The 17371-nt window shown below is 70.9% G+C and carries 16 protein-coding genes; 12 read left to right on the plus strand and 4 right to left on the minus strand.

Annotation, left to right across the window (positions count from 1 at the left end; genetic code table 11):
- Positions 1 to 27 precede the first annotated feature (27 nt).
- The 4 genes from AS029_RS00180 to AS029_RS00195 all read left to right on the plus strand — a co-directional run bounded on the left by AS029_RS00180 (position 28) and on the right by AS029_RS00195 (position 3194).
- Entirely contained in the window at positions 28 to 1125 is a 1098-nt protein-coding gene (locus AS029_RS00180; protein ID WP_058230611.1) for a VanZ family protein, read from the plus strand.
- A 99-nt stretch (positions 1126 to 1224) separates the two neighbouring features.
- The gene (locus AS029_RS00185) at positions 1225 to 1812 is read left to right on the plus strand and encodes a hypothetical protein (protein ID WP_058230612.1); all 588 of its coding nucleotides are present in this window, start codon (positions 1225 to 1227) and stop codon (positions 1810 to 1812) included.
- 66 nt (positions 1813 to 1878) lie between these two features.
- Positions 1879 to 2616 carry a YcnI family copper-binding membrane protein gene (locus AS029_RS00190; RefSeq protein WP_058230613.1) on the plus strand — a complete coding sequence of 246 codons (738 nt, stop codon included), beginning with the start codon at positions 1879 to 1881 and terminating at the stop codon, positions 2614 to 2616.
- Positions 2617 to 2618: 2 nt separating this feature from the next.
- Positions 2619 to 3194: a copper resistance CopC family protein gene (locus AS029_RS00195; RefSeq protein WP_058230614.1), complete on the plus strand. Its 576-nt coding sequence runs from the start codon at positions 2619 to 2621 to the stop codon at positions 3192 to 3194.
- A gap of 74 nt (positions 3195 to 3268) precedes the next feature.
- Here the strand turns inward: AS029_RS00195 and AS029_RS00200 are convergent, their stop codons facing one another.
- Entirely contained in the window at positions 3269 to 3838 is a 570-nt protein-coding gene (locus tag AS029_RS00200; protein WP_058230615.1) for a hypothetical protein, read from the minus strand.
- Complete coding sequence (locus AS029_RS00205) at positions 3835 to 4377, minus strand: RNA polymerase sigma factor (protein ID WP_058231150.1); 543 nt, start codon at positions 4375 to 4377, stop codon at positions 3835 to 3837. Before AS029_RS00205 ends, AS029_RS00200 begins: the two co-directional genes overlap by 4 nt.
- 244 nt (positions 4378 to 4621) lie before the next feature.
- Between AS029_RS00205 and AS029_RS00210 the strand changes: the two genes are divergently transcribed.
- The 3 genes from AS029_RS00210 to AS029_RS17125 all read left to right on the plus strand — a co-directional run bounded on the left by AS029_RS00210 (position 4622) and on the right by AS029_RS17125 (position 8798).
- Positions 4622 to 5500, plus strand: a complete 879-nt coding sequence (locus AS029_RS00210) for a hypothetical protein (RefSeq protein WP_058230616.1) — start codon at positions 4622 to 4624, stop codon at positions 5498 to 5500.
- Positions 5501 to 5638: 138 nt separating this feature from the next.
- The gene (locus tag AS029_RS00215) at positions 5639 to 8092 is read left to right on the plus strand and encodes a bifunctional lysylphosphatidylglycerol flippase/synthetase MprF (protein WP_167345209.1); all 2454 of its coding nucleotides are present in this window, start codon (positions 5639 to 5641) and stop codon (positions 8090 to 8092) included.
- A 211-nt stretch (positions 8093 to 8303) separates the two neighbouring features.
- Complete coding sequence (locus AS029_RS17125; protein WP_058230618.1) at positions 8304 to 8798, plus strand: hypothetical protein; 495 nt, start codon at positions 8304 to 8306, stop codon at positions 8796 to 8798.
- A 61-nt stretch (positions 8799 to 8859) separates the two neighbouring features.
- Here the strand turns inward: AS029_RS17125 and ypfJ are convergent, their stop codons facing one another.
- On the minus strand, positions 8860 to 9732 hold the full coding sequence (gene ypfJ, locus AS029_RS00225) for a KPN_02809 family neutral zinc metallopeptidase (RefSeq protein WP_058231151.1): 873 nt from the start codon (positions 9730 to 9732) through the stop codon (positions 8860 to 8862).
- Positions 9733 to 10003: 271 nt separating this feature from the next.
- Between ypfJ and AS029_RS00230 the strand changes: the two genes are divergently transcribed.
- From AS029_RS00230 to AS029_RS00240, 3 genes are read left to right on the plus strand one after another with little or no spacing between them, the layout of a single operon-like run.
- On the plus strand, positions 10004 to 11305 hold the full coding sequence (locus AS029_RS00230; protein ID WP_058230619.1) for an ABC transporter substrate-binding protein: 1302 nt from the start codon (positions 10004 to 10006) through the stop codon (positions 11303 to 11305).
- Positions 11298 to 12251 carry a carbohydrate ABC transporter permease gene (locus AS029_RS00235; protein ID WP_228375840.1) on the plus strand — a complete coding sequence of 318 codons (954 nt, stop codon included), beginning with the start codon at positions 11298 to 11300 and terminating at the stop codon, positions 12249 to 12251. The genes AS029_RS00230 and AS029_RS00235 overlap by 8 nt, the downstream gene beginning before the upstream one ends.
- Positions 12248 to 13141 (plus strand): carbohydrate ABC transporter permease, encoded by an 894-nt coding sequence (locus tag AS029_RS00240; RefSeq protein ID WP_074615786.1) that lies wholly within the window; start codon positions 12248 to 12250, stop codon positions 13139 to 13141. Before AS029_RS00235 ends, AS029_RS00240 begins: the two co-directional genes overlap by 4 nt.
- A gap of 151 nt (positions 13142 to 13292) precedes the next feature.
- On the opposite strand, the gene AS029_RS00245 is transcribed toward AS029_RS00240, so the two are convergent.
- Positions 13293 to 14507 (minus strand): amidohydrolase, encoded by a 1215-nt coding sequence (locus tag AS029_RS00245; protein WP_058230620.1) that lies wholly within the window; start codon positions 14505 to 14507, stop codon positions 13293 to 13295.
- 271 nt (positions 14508 to 14778) lie between these two features.
- On the opposite strand from AS029_RS00245, the gene AS029_RS00250 reads away from it, so the two are divergent.
- Both AS029_RS00250 and AS029_RS00255 read left to right on the plus strand, forming a co-directional pair.
- A complete protein-coding gene (locus tag AS029_RS00250) occupies positions 14779 to 15972 on the plus strand; it encodes an NAD(P)/FAD-dependent oxidoreductase (protein WP_058230621.1) in 1194 nt (397 codons plus the stop codon).
- Between the two features lie 67 nt (positions 15973 to 16039).
- Positions 16040 to 17113, plus strand: a complete 1074-nt coding sequence (locus AS029_RS00255; protein ID WP_058230622.1) for a DUF4190 domain-containing protein — start codon at positions 16040 to 16042, stop codon at positions 17111 to 17113.
- The last annotated feature ends 258 nt before the right edge of the window (positions 17114 to 17371 follow it).

Consider the following 17371-nt stretch of genomic DNA (forward strand, 5'->3'; position numbering starts at 1 on the left):
GTGCGGGCGCTTCCCTAAGCTCGCGATGTGGACAACATCCTCGGATCCGGACTGCTCGCCGTGGGGGCGGGTGCCGTCGTCGCGGTGCTCGCGTTCGTCCCGTTCGTGGCGATCAGCTACCGCCGTCGCGGGGGTCTCACCCTCCTGCGCACCGCGGCATGGGCCGGTGCGGCGGTGTACTTCTGGGCGATCTGGACCTACACGCTCATTCCGCTTCCCGAGTCCGACGACTACCGCTGCCGCGGCGTGAATCTGCGGCCGTTCGAGTTCGTCGACGACATCCGCGCCGCCGTCGCCGTGTCGGGGCGCTATCTCACCGACCCCGTCGTGCTGCAGGTGGCGCTCAACGTGCTGCTGTTCCTGCCCCTCGGCTTCTTCCTGCGGGTGCTCGGGGGTCGTGGCATCCTGATCGCGGGCCTCGCCGGGCTGACGATCTCGGCGGTGATCGAGACGACGCAGCTCACGGGTGTCTGGGGCATCTTTCCGTGCGCCTACCGCGTCTTCGACGTCGACGACCTCATCGCCAACACGTCCGGGGCGTTGCTGGGGTCGGTGCTCGCGTTCGCCGTGCCGGCGCAGCACCGCGGAGTGCGGAAGACCCCGGATGCCGAGAAGCCCCGCCCGGTGACCCGTCGCCGTCGCGTGCTGGGCATCGTGTGCGACGTCGTGGGCATCTGGCTCGTCGGCTTCGCGGTCGGCGTCGTCGTGCAGGCGGTGATCAGCCTCGTCCTGGGGGAGGCGGCGACCTTCGCGACCGACGACGTCGCGTCGCTGGCCGGCACGGTGGTCTCGGCCGGGCTCTGGCTGGGCGTCGTGCTGACGACGGGACGCTCGATCGGCGACATCGCCACGCGGGTGCGCTTCACCGACGGCGTGCTGCCGCGGTGGGTGGCGCGCCCACTGCGCTTCCTCACGGGCGTCGGCGCGTACACCGTGCTCAGCGCCCTGCCCGCCCCGTGGTCGTCGACGGCGTTGGCGCTGGGCCTCGCGACCGTCGCGCTGCTGTTCGTCTGGAGGGACGGACGTGGACTCACCGGCTGGATCGGACGGCGCCGGCTCGTCGACGATCGCGCGGGTGTGGTGAGTCCGACGGTCGACCGCGGCACGGCGGTGCGACGACGCTGAGGAAGGCCGGTCGAACCCGCGGCGCGCCCGAACGCCGGACTGGTTCGACGTCGGTGCACCGGGGCCGAGGCGCCTGACCGTCCGCCTAGGCTGGAGGGGATGTCGTCGAGAGCAGGGCGCGCCACGCGCGTGGGTCGCGGTGTCGCCGCGGCCGCCGTGGCGACCTTCGTCGCGACGCTGTCGCACGCGGCGGTCGGGGGCGAGCTCCCGCCGTTCGCGAACATCGTCCTCGCGCTCTGCCTCGCCGCTCCCGTCTGCGTGATGCTCGCGGGACGGGCGCTGTCATGGGGGCGGCTCGCTGTCGCGGTGGTGATGAGTCAGGCGCTGTTCCATGCCCTGCTCGTGCTCGACCTGCAGGGCGGCGCGGTCGTCGGTGCGGGGCACCACGCGACGGCGGCGCTCCTGCAGGCAACTCCCGCGCACGCGCCGGCGGCCCATGCGGACTCGCCATGGATGTGGGCCGCGCACGCGCTCGCCGCCGTCGTCACGGTGCTCGCCGTCGGACGCGGAGAACAGGCGCTGCGCGCCGTCGCGCGATTCTTCGTGCGGGCGTTACGTGTTCTCCGCCCCGTGCGCGGTCTCGGACCGACGGATGCCGCGCCGCCCGCGCCCGCGCCCCTCTCGCTCCCGCGGGCGCTCACCGTGCTGTCGACGATGAGGCACCGGGGTCCGCCGCTCGCGGCGTGACATCCCGACCCTCATTCCTCGCGCTCGACGCCCCCTCGGCGTGCGCATATTCCGAAAGCAGCATCCATGTCTCGCAAGACCACTCTTCGTCGTGCCCTCGTGGGCCTGGCCGCCGGCGCCGCACTCGCGCTGGCCGCGCCCCTCGCGGCATCCGCCCACGTCACCGTCAACCCGAACACCGCCACCCCGGGCAGCTACGCCACGGTGAACTTCCGCGTGCCGACCGAATCGGAGACGGCATCCACCGTCAAGCTCGAGGTCACGCTCCCCACCGACACCCCGCTGAGCGCCGTGCTCGTGCAGCCCGTCCCCGGGTGGACCGCCACGGTCGAGAAGGGGGCGCTGCCGGCCCCGGTCGAGGTCGACGGCAACACCCTCACCGACGCTCCGCTGAAGATCGTGTGGCAGGCCGACCCGGGCGTCGGCATCGGTCAGGACCAGTTCCAGATCTTCTCGGCCGTGCTCGGCCCGGTGCCCGACACCGGTCACCTCGTGCTGCCGGCGGCGCAGACCTACTCCGACGGCGAGGTCGTCGACTGGGCGGCCACGCCCGACGAGGTCGCCGCCGATGACACGCTCGAGCCCGCCCCGGTGCTCTACGTCAACGACGCCCCGCCCACCGGCGAGCACAGCCACAGCCACGGAACCGCCTCCGCCGCGCCCGCGATGGAGGATGCCACGGCCGCGGCGCCCAGCGACTCGTCCGGCGTCGCGCTGGGTCTGAGCATCGCCGCGCTGGTGGTCGCCGCCGCCGGGGCGGTTCTCGGCGCCCTCGCCTTCGCCCGCCGTCCGAAGCGCGGCTGATCGTGGCCTCCCGCGATCTGGTCCGCCGGGCGCTGGCCGGGGCGGTGGTGGTCGCTGCGGCGCTGACCGCCGCCTTGGGCGGGGCATCCGCGGCATCCGCCCACGACTCGCTCGTGTCGTCGACGCCGGCCGAGGGCGACTCGGTCTCATCGCTGTCGGAGGTGCGTCTGGACTTCAGCGCCAACCTGCTCGGCGCCGACGGCGGCAACATCGTCATCGTCGTCGGTCCCGACGGGCGGCACTACGAGGGCGCCTGTGCGGAACTCGCGGGGCCCACCCTGACGGTGCCCGTCGCCCTCGGCGCGCCGGGGGAGTACTCGGTCGAGTGGCGGGCGGTGTCGTCGGACGGGCACCCGGTGTCGGGCGTCATCCCCTTCACGTCCACGGGTGAAAGCGTGTCGGCCGGTTCGGACGCGTCACCGTGCGCCAGCGCGAGCGGCGTCGCCGAGGCGGCCGAGCCCGACACCGCGGGCGGGATGTCGGGGCTGACCCTGGGCCTGGTGCTGGGCGGCGGCGTCGTGGTGCTCATCGGTGTGCTGATCGTCGTCATCCTGCGCACGCGCACGCGCGAGGACTGACCCGCGGATGCCATGACCCGGCGCTCTGCACGGGCGCCGGGTCATGCCTCGACAGCCCTCCATCACGTGCGACCTCAGCCGCCGACCCCCGGTCCGAAAGCGCTCACGTAGGCCCGGCGGAGCTCGTCCGTCGCCGGCCCGGTCAGGCATTCCGAGGCGAAACCACCGGTCGAGGCGACGAGGTAGGCGTGGCCGACGACGAACAGGTCGCCGCCTGTTTCGGGATCGCTCATCTGAGGGATCTCGGCGCTCGCGCCGGGATCACCCAGGAAGGTCGTCGTCACCGTGAGGGTCACGACACCGTCGTCGATTCTCGTCGCGGTGGCCTCGTAGGCCGTGTCGTTCGTGCGCAGAGCGGCATCCGACGGCGCGTCGCACGTGATGGCCCCGCCGGTGGGCCCGGGGGCCTGGACGGCCGGTGTCGCCACGAGGCCGGCGATGATGACGGCCCCGGCTGCCGTTGCGGCAGCGCCGAGAGAGGCGCCGGCGATGAGGAAGCGGGGGCGCCGGCGTCGTGAGGGGACGGGGTCGTCGCGCTCGGCCGCGGCGACGACGCGTCGGATGCGGGCGTCATCGAGCGGGGCGGAGGCGGCGCTCGGATCGGCGCGGCGCATGAGCGCTTTCAGGTCGTCATCCTCGGTCATCGTGCTCCTCCCTCCAGAGGTGCGGCGGGAAGAGGCGGGCAGACCGCCTCCATCTCTTGTCGGAGCTTCTTCTTGGCGCGGTGCAGACGAATGGTGGCGGCGTTCACCGACGCCTCGATGACGGTCGCGATCTCCTGCGGACCGAGCTCTTCCCACGCCCACAGTCTGAGCACTTCGGCGTCCGTTTTCGACAGGCGGGCGAGCGCGGCGCGGAGGCAGTCCTCCCGGGGGTCGGCGGTCGCGTCGAGAGCGGTCTCCGAGGGCGGATCCACGGTGATGATGCGGTCGACGACGCGCTTCTGCCGGCGCGCGGAACGCTCCGCGTTCCGCAAGCAATTGCGTGCGGTGACGTACAGCCAGGGCAGGGCGTCGTCGGGCACCTCATCGAACCGGCGCCACACCACGAGCATCGTCTCGGAGAAGACGTCATCTGCGGTCTGCGGGTCGGCGCGGCGGCGCAGGAATCGCAAGACGGCGTCTCCGTTCGCGCGGACGAAGGCCTCGTACGCCCGAGACCGTTCGAGGGAGTGATGGTGCACACGTCGATCATGTCCGACCGGCCGCTCATCTTTCGCGCCGACGGGCGAGAAGGTTTCGACGATCTCGGTGAAAGAGAGGACTCGGTGCCGGCCATGAACGGAGAAGGTGCGGCGTTCACGGACACCCCGCTCCGAAGAGACATGCGCCATTCACTCGGAGCATGCCGAATCGCGATAGCGTCCGTCGTCGCCCCCGCTGCGGCGCCTCAGCACCCTTCCGTCCCTCACCTGCAGAAAGTCATCCATGAAGACTCCCGTCGCCCTGCCCTCGTTCGCTGCGCTCGCGCTGCTCAGTGGGTTCCTGCTCTCGGGCTGTGCTGCACCGGCCACGCCCGTCGACGTCTCGTCCGCGTGCGCCTCCGTGTCGACCACGACGACTCCGCCGACGTGCGAACGCCCGTACGACACGGGGGTGTCCGTACGTATTCCCGAGACGGCGGCCGGTGCGGTCGGGGCCGTCGCGCGCGGGGGAGAGGTGTTCGTCACGAGCACGGGAGCCCGCCTCGCGATGAGCGACAGCGCGCGCGACCGCGTGCTGGAGGGCAACGCCTATGCGAGCACCATCTATCAGGCGCAGATCTCGAACGGCACGGTGACGGAGGTGACTCCGGTCCTGACCGTACCCTCCGGTGCCACACTCGCACGTGCCCTCGGCGGGGCCGTGCTCGTGGGAGAGATCACCCCGTACGCGGGCGCCGACGTCTATGACACCGCGGGGTCGCTTCCCGTGGTCGTGGCGCTCGACGCAGCAGCCACCGGTGACCTGTTGCACGGCACGATCGCGAATGCGACATCGGCCGTCGCTCTGAGCGATGGCACGTGCGCGCCCGCGCTGACGGCGGCGGGCTCCAAGAACCCACTCCAGGGCACCTTCACGTCGTCGCTGCAACTCTCCCGCGACCCCTCGATGCACACCTCGTTCGACGACGAGCTCGTCCTGCACTGGGCCGACTCCTCCAGCGGAATGGGTGCGGGGTTCTTCCCGTCTGTGGCGACCTTGATGGATGCCGATCCCTTGGCCGCCACCTGGGAGGTCGGCCAGCACGGCAATCCCGTCTCCGGACCCGGCCTCGTGCTCCAGCGATCGTCAGCCGCCATCGACACGGGACGCTCCTGTTCCTGAACCGCGGCCGCCGTCAGCCGTCACCGCCCTCATCGCCGGCGGCTTCCTGCCAGCGCGCCTTCCACGATGTTCCAGACGGGAGCCCTTCGTGGGAAGACCTCCCGCGGTGGGGCACGATCGAACAGAAAGATGCTGCACATGCACGTTCCCGTCTGGGGCACCAGCGGCCGATACATCCGTCTGCCTTCCCTCGTCCTCGCCGCGGTGATCCTGGGCGTGAGCGTGGTGGGCATGCGGACGGGGGAGTTCCGCGGCTCAGGTATGTACGACCTTCGCGCTCTGGCGCTCGGTCTGCTGCGCGTGGACGATCCCGCACTGCTCGTCGTCGTGCTCGTTGCCACCTTGTTGGTGTGCGGCTGGGCCGAACGGGTGATGGGCGGTGTGCGGATGCTGTTCGCCTTCGTCGGTGGCGGACTCATCGCATCGGTCGTCGGTGTGCTCGTGGGAGAGCTGGAGAGCACCGTTCTCACTGCCTTGCCGCTCAACTCGGAACCGACCGGTGGGGCGAACCCCGTCGCGGCGCTGCTCGTCGTCGCCATGGCCGCCAGCTGCTTCACGGACGCGCTCTGGCGCCGACGGATCCGCCTCCTCGGGGCACTGGTCGCCGTGACCCTCTTCCTCTACGCGGCCTCCGCGGGTGACCTCTACGCCGTGGTCGCACTCCCCGTGGGTATCGCCCTGGGCAGGCTGACCGGAGGAGCGAGGAGCACATCGGGTGTGCAACGCAGCTCGCATCACGAGACGCGGGTCCTGCTCGCGGCTCTGACGACCGTGGTCGCGGTGGGGCCGGTGATCGCCACCGTGTGGGGGACCGGCGCCGGATTGCTCTCCGCCTACGGGTGGCTGTCGTACGACCCGCTCGTGCTCGCCGGCGGAACGGTCTGCGTCCCGGGTTCGTTCGCCGTCCCCTGCCCGGACGGCGCCGCGTACGACGAACTCCAACCGAACGCCGGGTGGATCGCCGCGATACCGCTTGCGGTCCTGCTCGTCGCCGCATGGGGCATCCTGCGAGGAAGGCGGAGCGCCCTGTGGATCGCCATCGGGATGAACATCCTCCTGTGCGGTGGGATGACGTACGTCTTCGTCGCATCGGAGCCGGACACGCTCGCCCTCTTCGCTCAGGTGCAGGGCGTGGATGCCGCCTTCGTGTGGCAGACGCTCGTCGGCCTCGTGGTGGGGGCCATGGTTCCCCTGGGGGTCGCCGTCACCCTCTTCCTGTGTCGCCGCGCAGTGCCGGTCTCATCCACCCGCAGGGCGGAGAATATCTTCGTCTGCACGATCGTCGTGGCGGCCGCGGGGGTATCCCTTGCCACGCTCGCGGGCAGCCTCTCACTCTCGGGGGACTTCACTCCTCGGCCGAGCGTCGGAGAGATCGTGGGCGATCTCCCGATGCGATTGCTTCCCCCCTCCCTGATACCCGCTGCCGCCGTCACCTACGTCCCCGAGTCAGCGGCCGCGCAGGCCCTCTGGTACCTGCCGTCCCTCATCTTCTGGGCAGTGTGTGCGGGGGGCACCTTCCGTCTCATGGTCACCCCACAGGCGGTTCGCGGAGCCGACGACAGGGCCCGTGCCGACGAGATGGTGCGCCGAGGATGCAGCTCGCTGGGATTCATGGCGACGTGGCCGGGAAACCTGTACTGGTTCTGCGCAGACGCCGATGCGGCGATCGCGTATCGCGTGCACGGGCGCGTCGCCGTCACGCTCGGCGGAGCATTCGGAGCCGACCGCAACGATCCCCGCATCGGACACGCCTTCGTGGAGTTCTGCGGTCGGAACGGGTGGACCCCCGTCTTCTACAGCGTCGATCAGAGTTTCGCGGAGGCCCTCGCTCCGCTGCAGTGGCAGCGCGTCCGTGTCGCGGACGAAGCGACCATGGATCCGCAGTCGTGGACCCCGGCGGGCAAGAAGCGTCAGGACGTGCGAACGGCGACCAACCGCGCCCAGCGAGAGGAAGTACACGCGCAATGGATCACGTGGAACGAGCTGAGCGTCGTCGACCGGCTGCAGATCCGGGCGATCTCAGAAGCCTGGGTGGCCGACAAGACCATTCCGGAAATGGGGTTCACGCTCGGTAGCGTCGATGAGGCCGCCGACCCCGCCACGCGCCTGATGCTCGCGCGCGACGCAACAGGTCACATCGTCGCCGTCACGACGTGGATCCCCATCTTCGGCGCCAAGGGACTTTCCGGCTACGCGCTGGACGTCATGCGACGCCGACATGACGCCATGAACGGTGTGATGGAGTTCCTCATCGGCTCCGCCGTCGACGTCACCCGCGAAGAGGGCTGCACCGTTCTGAGCCTGTCGGGCTCTCCCCTGGCTCCGCACCGGGAGCAGCAGGTCGCGGCTCTGCCCGCGCTGGACCGCCTCCTGGAGATGCTGAGCGGCCTGCTCGAGCCCGCCTACGGCTTTCGGTCGCTCGCGAATTTCAAGAAGAAGTTCCAACCGGACTTCTCCCCCCTGTGGATGGTCTATCCCGATGCCGTCCAGCTGCCGGGCATCGCTCTGGCGCTTCTGCGCTGTTATGTCCCGGGCCTCAGCCTCACGCAGGCAGCGCGTGTCGCAGCGCGAGCCCGTACGTCATCGACGTGACCTGTGCCGTGCCGTTCCGTTCTGTGCCGCCCCGCGCCGGCGCCCGGCGGCGCGCGGGTTCCAGCCACGGCGATGCTCTCAGGAAATCTCGAGGAAAAACGGCCGGTTCGGCGAAAGAGCGGACGAGGTCCCGGCCATGAAACACATGTACGCCGCGATGCTCACTCGTTCACCCGGAACGGGGCGCGGTACCTCTGAAAGGTGCACCCCCATGCGCAAGCGAATCCTCACCGCCGTGACCGCCTCGATCCTCACCGCGGGCCTGCTGACCTCGGGCGCAGCAGCCTTCGCCGCCGCTCAGGACGACACCGGCGGCGGCGACGAGATCCCCTTCATCCACGGTGTCCCCACCCCCGATGAATACCTGGATGCCGACACCGACGCCGACGCCGGCACCTTCATCGAGGGTGTCCCCGCCCCGCTGATCGTCACCCCGGCGGAGCTCGCGAAAGGACCGATCACCCTCGAGCTCGGACAGGCGTTGATCGTCGTCCCGGATGCCGATCAGGACGGAGTCTGGAGCGGTACGGGCGGATCCGACGATGACACCGTCCTGCACTTCGAGGCCGCCGTCATCGGAGCGACAGACGACGATGCCTCCTTCAACGCCGGTTTCTCCGCCGAGAAGGCCGGCACGACCAAGGGATGGATCGCCGGGCCCGACGGGCAGCGCACCACCTTCGACGTCACGATCGCCGCGTCCTGACGATGCGCCTGGGGGCGACGGAACGGTCCGTCGGCCCCAGGCGCCTCCGGCGCCCGCGGGTCTACAGGTTCTGCCCCGGCACCGAGAACGTGTCGCACGCGTTCACGCCGGTGTCGTAACCGACATCGAACCACCGCGTGCGCTGCTCGCTCGAGCCGTGCGTGAAGCTCTCGGGGTTGACCACTCCGCCCGACTCTGCCTGGATGTGGTCGTCGCCCACGGCGGCTGCGGCCGAGAGGGCGTCGGTGATCTGCTGCGCCGTGGGCGGCTGGAGATAGGGCGTCCCGTTCTCGTCGACCTGCTCGCCCGCCGCGGCGACCCACGCCCCGGCGTAGCAGTCGGCCTGCAGCTCGGTGCGCACGCCGTTGCTGTCGGGTCCGGTGCCGTTGTTCGGGTACTGCTGCATCACGCCGGTGAGGTTCTGCACGTGGTGGCCGTACTCGTGCGCGAGCACGTAGAGCTGCGCGAGCGGACCGGCGGTCGTGTCGAACTGGTCGCGCAGGATCGAGAAGAACGTGGGGTCGACGAACACGGCCTCATCGGGCGGGCAGTAGAACGGGCCCGTCGAATTCGACGCCGTGCCGCACGAGCTCGACGTCGCCCGGTCGACGATGATCAGCTGCGGCTCGCGGTACCCGTCGAGGCGCTCGGCCCAGAACTGGTCGATGTTGAGCGACGCCGCAGCCAGGCGGCAGGCGTCGTCGCGGTTGGCATCCTGTCCGGTCTCGCAGCTGGCGATCTGCTCGCCGCCGGTCTGTGGGCTCGCCGGGGCCCCACCACCGACGAGACCGCTCAGGTCGGCTCCCGTGAACGCCTGGATCAGCAGCACCACGATCGCCCCGAGGCCGACCGTGCCGCCGCCGATGGCTGCCACGGTTCCACCTCGGCGCTTGGCGGTGTTCCCGCCGACGCGCGCATTGTCGTTGAATGTCACGACGGTCACGGTAGTCGTTCGATTTCTCGTCGCGACAGGGGCTGGACCGCAACGCGTTCTTCGGTATCGAATGGCGAGCCGAACCATCTCCACCGCGATTGCGGCACCTCGCGGGAGTGAGCCGAAACATCTCCTCTCCGGCGCCCCGTCGGCGCAGTCTCGGGCGTCCTGCGCAACCCCTCGGAGACACCACAAGGCGGGCGTAGCCTCGGCACCCGAGAAGCAGCGCGGCCCCGGCGTCCGCTCCTCGAGACGAGACACGGAGAATGCCATGCCAGTCACACGCCGTACCTTCCTCGCCGGAACCGGGGCGCTCGCGCTGCCCTTCGTCCTCGCGAGCTGCGGGTTCGTCCAGTCCGCCCCCGCCGAGAGACGCCAGGGCACGCTCACCTTCACCACCTGGGGAACGGATGCCGAGCTCGCGGGCTTCCGCGCCGCCATCGCCGCCTTCGAGGCCGCGAACGACGGCGTCACCGTCGAGCTCAACGCCGTGCCGTACGAGCAGATGTTCACCAACATCGACGCGCAGCTGCAGGCGGGGAACCCGCCCGACATCTTCCGCGTGCCGTACTACACGTTCGGCGCCTACGCCGGTCGCGGGCAGCTGCTCGATCTGAAGCCGCTGCTCTCGGCCGACCGCGAGAGCCAGTTCACGCCCCAGGCGTGGGCCGCCGTGCAGAACGGCGAGGGCACCTTCGGTCTTCCGCATCACACCGACACCTCGGCGATCCTCGTGAACCTCGACCTGTTCCGGCAGGCCGGCATCGACGCCTCAGAGATCCCCACCTCGGCGGAGGACGCCTGGACCTGGGACGAGCTCGACGCCCTCGGCGCGCGACTGCGCGCGGGCCTGCCCGCCGACCGCTGGCCGTGGGCCTACAACTGGCAGGGAAACGGCGTCACCCGCTGGCTCAGCCTGCTGTTCCAGTCCGACGGCGCCTTCCTCGAGTCCGATCAGAGGACCCCCGCGATCGACTCCGACGCCGCCCGACAGGCGGTGGAGTTCTCGAGCTCGTTCTTCACCAAGAACTACGTGCCCGCCAACAACACGATCGCCTCGTCGAGCTACGCGGCGGAGTCGTGGTTCTCGCAGTCGGTCGCGATGGTGTGGTCGGGAGCCTTCCAGATCCCGGATGCCGAGCAGACCGCCGACTTCGAATGGACGGCGACGTTCGCGCCGCGCAACGTGCGCGCCGGCAGCGACTTCGGTGGCAACGCGCTCGTCGCCACCGCGAACACGCAGCAACCGGAACTCGCGGCGGCCTTCCTCGAATTCGTCACGGATGCCGACCCCATGCGCGACTTCTGCCGCGCGGCATCCCTCCTCCCCACCCGCGTCGATCTGCTCACCGACGACCTCACCTTCGACGTGCGCCCCGATCTCGGACCCGTGTTCGCCGGCCAGGCGTCGCTGGTGCAGCCGCAGGACGTCGCGCAGGTCGCGAGCCCGTCGATGTCGGCGATCATCCCGGTGCTGAAGGAGCAGCTCGACCTCGCCTTCACCGGCGCCCAGGATGCCGCGACGACGGTGACCAACCTGCAGTCGGGGATCGGGGCGGCCACCGGTGGCTGACACCGCGGTCGCCGGGCCGCGCGTGTCGGGGCCGGGTCGTCCGGCGTCGGGGGAGCGGCTCCGCCCCCGCCGCCCCGGCGCCCGGCGCGAGACGCTCGCCGCGTACGGGTTCATCGCCCCGAACTACCTCCTGCTGCTGGTGTTCGTGCTGGTGCCGCTGGTGGGGGCGTTCCTCGTCAGCCTGCAGCGCACCGACGGCTTCGGCGCGGGCGCGTTCGCCGGTCTCGACAACTACGCGCGGCTCGTGAGCGACCCGCTGTTCTGGCGGGCGCTCGGCAACACCGTGCTGTTCACGCTGCTCGTGACGCCGCTGTCGATGCTCCTCGGCCTGATCGCGGCGACGCTGCTCAACGCGGCCCTGCCCGCCCGGCCGCTCTGGCGCTCGCTGCTGATCCTGCCGATGGCGGTGTCGGGTGTGGCGACCGCCCTGATCGGGGTGCTCGTGTTCGATCAGAACTCCGGCATCCTGAATCGCATCCTCACCGCCGTCGGGCTCTCGCCCGTGACCTGGCAGTCGGATGCCGTTCCGGCGTTCGCGACGATCGTGCTGGCGACGGTGTGGTGGCGCACGGGCTTCAACATGCTCATCTACCTCGCGGGGCTGCAGGGCATCGGCCCCGACCTGTACGAGGCGGCCACCCTCGACGGGGCGAACCGGTGGCAGCGCTTCCGCAACGTCACGGTGCCCCTACTGGGGCCGACGTCGTTCTTCCTCGTCGTGCTGAACGTGATCTTCTCGTTCCAGGTGTTCGACATCGTCTTCGTGCTCACCGGCGGAGGACCGGGAGGGGCGACCAGCGTGCTCGTCACCTACGCCTACGAGACGGGCTTCGTCACGCGCGACCAGGGGTACGCCGCGGCGATCGGCATGGTGCTGTTCGTCTTCGCGCTCGTGTTCGCCGCCGCGCAGTACCGCGCCAGCCGCACCAAGGACGTGGTCGAATGAGCGTCGACGAGCGGGTGGCATCCACCTCTCCCGTGGCCCCGCCGATCGCTCCGCCGAGGCGCTCCGCCCGCTCGCGGCGCGGAGGCGTCGTGCTGCGCACGATCATCGTCGCGGTGATCGGGCTGGCCGCGGTGTCGCCCCTGTACTGGATGCTCGCGGTCGCCTTCTCGTCACGCGCCGAGTTGCTCGGTGGGCGCGAGCTGCGGCTGTGGCCGCGCGATGTCACTCTCGAGAACTTCGAGCGGGTGTTCTCGTCGTTCCCGGTGGCGACGTGGTTCGGCAACTCGGTGGCGATCGCGGTGGTCGTGACGCTCATCTCGGTCACGACGAGCCTGCTCGCGGGCTACGCGTTCGCGCAGCTGCGCTTCTGCGGGTCGACGGCGCTGTTCTTCCTGGCGCTGGCGACCCTCGTGCTGCCGGTGCAGGTGATCATGGTGTCGCTGTTCCGCATCATCACCGCGACGGGGTTGTACGGCACCTACTGGGCGGTGATCCTGCCGGTCTCGGCGTCGGCGTTCGGGCTGTTCCTGGCACGGCAGTTCATGCTCGGCATCCCGCGCGAACTCATCGAGGCCGCGCGCCTCGACGGTGCGGGGCACCTGCAGACCTTCACGCGAGTCGTGCTGCCGCTGTCGAAGCCGCTCATCGCGGTGCTGGTGTTCATGAGCCTGCTGTCGTCGTGGAACGACTTCGCCTGGCCCCTCATCGCGCTGCGCGAGAACCGGCTGTTCACCCTGCCGATCGGCCTGCTGTACCTGCAGGGGCAGTTCGGCAGCGACTACGGCGCCACGATGGCGTATGCCCTGCTGAACGTCGTGCCGATCGCGATCGTGTTCCTCGTGTTCCAGCGGTACTTCGTGGCGGGCTTCGCGCGCAGCGGCATCAAGTGACCGGATGCCGGGTGCTCCCGGCGGCTTCGACGGGCTCAGCCACCGCGCCGGTGACCAGTGCGGAGGGGAGGTCCCTGAGCCTGTCGAAGGGGCCGGGGAGGGGGTTCGGTGGCTTCGACCGGCTCAGCCGGCGTCCGTGATCCCCCGGCGATCAGCCGAGGAATTCGCGCGCCGCGACCACGAGGTTCTCGACACCGCGATCGATCGTGGGCTGCATCAGCGGGGCGAAGAACGGCGAGTGGTTCGTCGGGATGTCACGCTCGATCGTGCCGCCGGCCAGGGCATCCGCGAAGGTCTGCGGATCGACGCCGCCCCAGAACCAGAAGACCAGGGGAGCGCCCGACTCGCGGGCGAACCACGACACGTCTTCGCTGCCGGTGAACATGCCCGGGTCGACGACCGAGGCCTCTCCGAACGAGCGCCGGAAGGCCGCGGTGAGGCGCGCCGTGGCATCCACGTCGTTGATGGTGGGCGGCAGGGTGTGGTCGGTGCTGATCGTGGGTTCCTGCTCAGCACCGGATGCCGAGGCCTCGGCGCGGATGATGCGCTCGACCTTGCTCATCACGCGCGCGCGGGCGGCGTCGTCGGGGTAGCGCAGGCTGAGTTCGAGCTTGGCCTCGGCAGGGATGATGTTGTTCTTCAGACCTGCGTGGATGGAGCCGACGGTGACGACCGCGACGTCGCGCGGGTCGACCTCGCGCGACACGACCGTCTGCAGGCGCATCACGGTCGCGGCCGCCATGACGACCGGGTCGATCGTCGAGTGGGGCCGTGAGCCGTGCCCACCGCGGCCGTGCAGCACCACGGTGAGACCGTCGGATGCCGCCATCTGGGTGCCCGGTCGCACGCCGATGACGCCGGCGGGAAGCGGCGTGACGTGCTGGCCGAGCACGATGTCGGGCGTGGGGTAGCGCTCGAGCACGCCGTCGGCGATCATCGCCTGCGAGCCCGCCCCGTACTCTTCGGCGGGCTGGAACACCGCCACGATCGTGCCCGACCACTCGTCGCGGGTGGCGACGAGCCGCTCGAGCGCGCCGATGAGCGCGGTCACGTGCATGTCGTGGCCGCACGCGTGCATGACGGGCACGGCGTTGCCGGCGGGGTCGGTGCCGCGGGCGGTGCTGGCATAGGCGAGGCCGGTCTGCTCCTCGACGGGAAGGCCGTCCATGTCGGCGCGCAGCCACACCACGGGCCCGTCGCCGTTGTCGATGCGCGTGACCACACCCGTGCGCCCGACGCCCTCTTCGACCTCGAGCCCCAGCTCGACGAGGTGTCGCGCGATGACACCGGCCGTGCGGGTCTCTTGGAACGACAGTTCGGGGTGGGCGTGCAGGTCGGTGTACAGGCTCTCGAGGTCGACGCTCATGCCCCGAGCCTAGTTCGCACCCCCGACGCCGGCGCGGGTTCGCGTGGCGTGACGGTCCGCCGCGGCGTCGGCGTCGCGGCGCCGAGACCCGTCGCGACACGGCGCAGGAGAATCGCCCCTCGGCGCCCGGGCGCCGCGCCGTCACCCGCCGCGCCTCGCACATCCCCTGCGTCGCGTCGCGTCGGCGCCGCGGTCACCCCAACCGCTACCTGATGCCGCGAGCGCCCGCAAGCCGTCCGATCCGGTCAGGTCCGGCGGCGAGGCTGACGGCATGACGACGACACACTTCGACTACCTCATCGTCGGCGGCGGGATGGTCGCCGACACCGCGGCCCGTGGCATCCGCGAGCTGGACGCCAACGGATCGATCGGCATCCTGAGCGACGACGTCGACGAGCCCTACACGCGCCCCGCCCTCAGCAAGAAGCTGTGGACCGACGACGAGTTCACGTGGGAGAAGGTGCCGCTCGGCACGAGCGACGACACCGGCGCCGACATCCGGTTGCGCACGCGCGCGACCGCGATCCGTCCCGATGCGCACGAGGTGGATGCCGACGACGAGACGTTCTCGTACGGCAAGCTCCTCATCGCCACCGGCGGAAAGCCCGTGCCCCTGCCCGTCGAGGATCACTCGAACGGCGCGCGGGCCCTGACGTTCCGCACCGCCGAGGACTACCGGCGTCTGCGCGCGCTCGCCGAAGAGGTCGACCGCGTCGCCGTCGTCGGCGGCGGCTACATCGGCTCCGAGCTCGCGGCCGCCCTCGTGCAGAACGACGTCGAGACCGTGCTCGTGCACACGGGCGCCGTGCTCGGCGACGCCGTGTTCCCCGCCGCCCTCGCCGAGCGCTTCGAGAAGCTCTTCCGCGACGCGGGCGTCGAGATCGTCGCGGGGTCGAAGGTCGCCGGCGGAGAGGTGGATGCCGCGGGCGCACGCCTCGAGCTCGACAACGGCGACGAGGTGCGGGCGGATGCCGTGGTGAGCGGTCTCGGTATCGAGGTCGCCACCGATCTGGCCGAGGCGGCCGGGCTGAAGGTCGACGACGGCGTCCACGTCGACGCGCAGCTGCGGGCGTCGGCCGACGACGTCTACGCCGCGGGCGACGTGGCCAGCTACCCCGACCGGCTCCTGGGCCGTCGCCGCGTCGAGCACGTCGACAACGCCAACGAGCAGGGCAAGGCCGCCGGCCGCAACCTTGCCGGCGCCGCCGAGCCGTACACGCACACGCCGTACTACTACTCCGCCGTCTTCGGCATCCGGTACGAGGCCGTCGGCACCCTGGACTCCTCGCTCGAGACCGTCGAGGACTGGATTGACGCCGATCGCGGCGTCGTCTACTACCTCGACCACGACCGGGTCGTCGGAGTGCTGCTGTGGAATGTCGAGGATGCACGGGATGCCGCCCGGTCGGTGCTCGCCGAATCGGACACGCTGACCCGCGACGACCTGGTCGGCCGCATCCGCTGAGCGCGGCGACGGTCGGGCTACCCTGGACGAACGCTGCAGACCGCGGCGAGCGAACTCAGGAGCACCCATGGCGGCCGCCGAACTGCGTCTCTCCCTCCCCGAGGACCGTGCGCGCGACGCAGTCGCGGGCGCCTTGACCGAACAGGGGTTCGACGTCGACGCGTCGTCCGCCGCGCTCGCCGCATCACGCGACGCCGACGGCGCCGCCGCGGCCGCCATCGACATCCACCTGTCGGAGGTTCCCGAAGGGACGCTCGCCGTCTTCGCCTCGGCGGGAGATGACGCCGACGCCCAGGAGGCCGCCCGCCTCATCGGAGCGCGGCTGGCGCAGCAGGGACTGCTCGCCTTCGCCGCGCCCGCGGCCGGTGCTCTGCCGCCGATCCCCGCGGCTCCGCTGACCGCGGGGTCGGCCGCACCCGCCCTGTCGGGGTACCCGGGCGCTTCCGCCACCGCGCTGGCCGATCGGCCGGTGGCTCCGGGGTCTGCGCAGACGCCGCGGACCAACGTGCTGGCGATCGTGGCCCTCGTGCTGGGTGTCATCGTCCCGGTCGCGGGCATCGTGACGGGCGCGGTGGCGCTGTCGCAGATCAAGCGCACCGGTGAGAAGGGTCGCGGTCTGGCCCTCGGCGGCATCGTGGCCGGCGGGGTGCTCACGCTCTTCCTCACGACCGTCGTCATCGGCGCTCTGCTGCTCTCGGCGTTCACCGCCGCGGGCCGGTCGGCCGACCCCTACGCACCGCCGGAGGAAGGGGGCGTGTCCGTCGCGCCCGACGAGCAGGCCCCGTTCGATCCTTCGGCCCTCGTCGTCGGCGCCTGCCTCGACGACCTGCCCGGCGGGTTCGTCACCTCCGACAACATCGTCGACTGCGCGGTGCCGCACTCCTACGAGGCCTTCGGCGGCTTCGACGTGCCGGGGTCGGCGTATCCCGGCGACGATGCGATCGAGGTCGCTGCGCTCGACGGCTGCGAGGCCGCCTACACCGGGTACGTCGGGGTGTCATACCAGGACTCACGGCTCGACTACTACTACGTGGGGCCGACCGAGCAGACGTGGGCCGTGGGCGACCGCGAGATCTTCTGCCTGCTCTACGACCCCGAGGTCGAGCAGACGACGGGGTCGCTGGCGGGCTCTGGACTCTGACGCCGGGGCGGCCGGGGCCGCGTCGTCCGAGTGGGCGATCGAGTGCTCGTCTCCGCCGTCAGGCGCGTCGCCCGTTCTCCCCGTCCGTCGTCGGCCACGCTCGTCGATGGGGTGCGCGTCGCACCCGCGCGCGTCGCCCGAGCGGGTGAATCGCCTCGTGAGATCAGGTGGCGACCCGTCCCTCTCGCGCGTACGGAGTGCGGCCCCGCACGTACCGTGAGCGGTGCCGCGCGTGGGCGCGGCATTCTTCCCGCGGAG

Origin of the sequence: Microbacterium enclense, from assembly GCF_001456955.1 — a bacterium.
Taxonomy (GTDB): domain Bacteria; phylum Actinomycetota; class Actinomycetes; order Actinomycetales; family Microbacteriaceae; genus Microbacterium; species Microbacterium enclense.

What these genes read in the sequence shown, in the direction of transcription:
- AS029_RS00230 (WP_058230619.1), top strand. Translation starts at nt 10,004, where the DNA reads ATGCCAGTCACACGCCGTACCTTCCTCGCCGGAACCGGGGCGCTCGCG.
- AS029_RS00200 (WP_058230615.1), bottom strand. Translation starts at nt 3,838, where the DNA reads ATGACCGAGGATGACGACCTGAAAGCGCTCATGCGCCGCGCCGATCCG.
- AS029_RS00190 (WP_058230613.1), top strand. Translation starts at nt 1,879, where the DNA reads ATGTCTCGCAAGACCACTCTTCGTCGTGCCCTCGTGGGCCTGGCCGCC.
- AS029_RS17125 (WP_058230618.1), top strand. Translation starts at nt 8,304, where the DNA reads ATGCGCAAGCGAATCCTCACCGCCGTGACCGCCTCGATCCTCACCGCG.
- AS029_RS00245 (WP_058230620.1), bottom strand. Translation starts at nt 14,507, where the DNA reads ATGAGCGTCGACCTCGAGAGCCTGTACACCGACCTGCACGCCCACCCC.
- AS029_RS00240 (WP_074615786.1), top strand. Translation starts at nt 12,248, where the DNA reads ATGAGCGTCGACGAGCGGGTGGCATCCACCTCTCCCGTGGCCCCGCCG.
- AS029_RS00210 (WP_058230616.1), top strand. Translation starts at nt 4,622, where the DNA reads ATGAAGACTCCCGTCGCCCTGCCCTCGTTCGCTGCGCTCGCGCTGCTC.
- AS029_RS00250 (WP_058230621.1), top strand. Translation starts at nt 14,779, where the DNA reads ATGACGACGACACACTTCGACTACCTCATCGTCGGCGGCGGGATGGTC.
- AS029_RS00185 (WP_058230612.1), top strand. Translation starts at nt 1,225, where the DNA reads ATGTCGTCGAGAGCAGGGCGCGCCACGCGCGTGGGTCGCGGTGTCGCC.
- AS029_RS00215 (WP_167345209.1), top strand. Translation starts at nt 5,639, where the DNA reads ATGCACGTTCCCGTCTGGGGCACCAGCGGCCGATACATCCGTCTGCCT.
- AS029_RS00255 (WP_058230622.1), top strand. Translation starts at nt 16,040, where the DNA reads ATGGCGGCCGCCGAACTGCGTCTCTCCCTCCCCGAGGACCGTGCGCGC.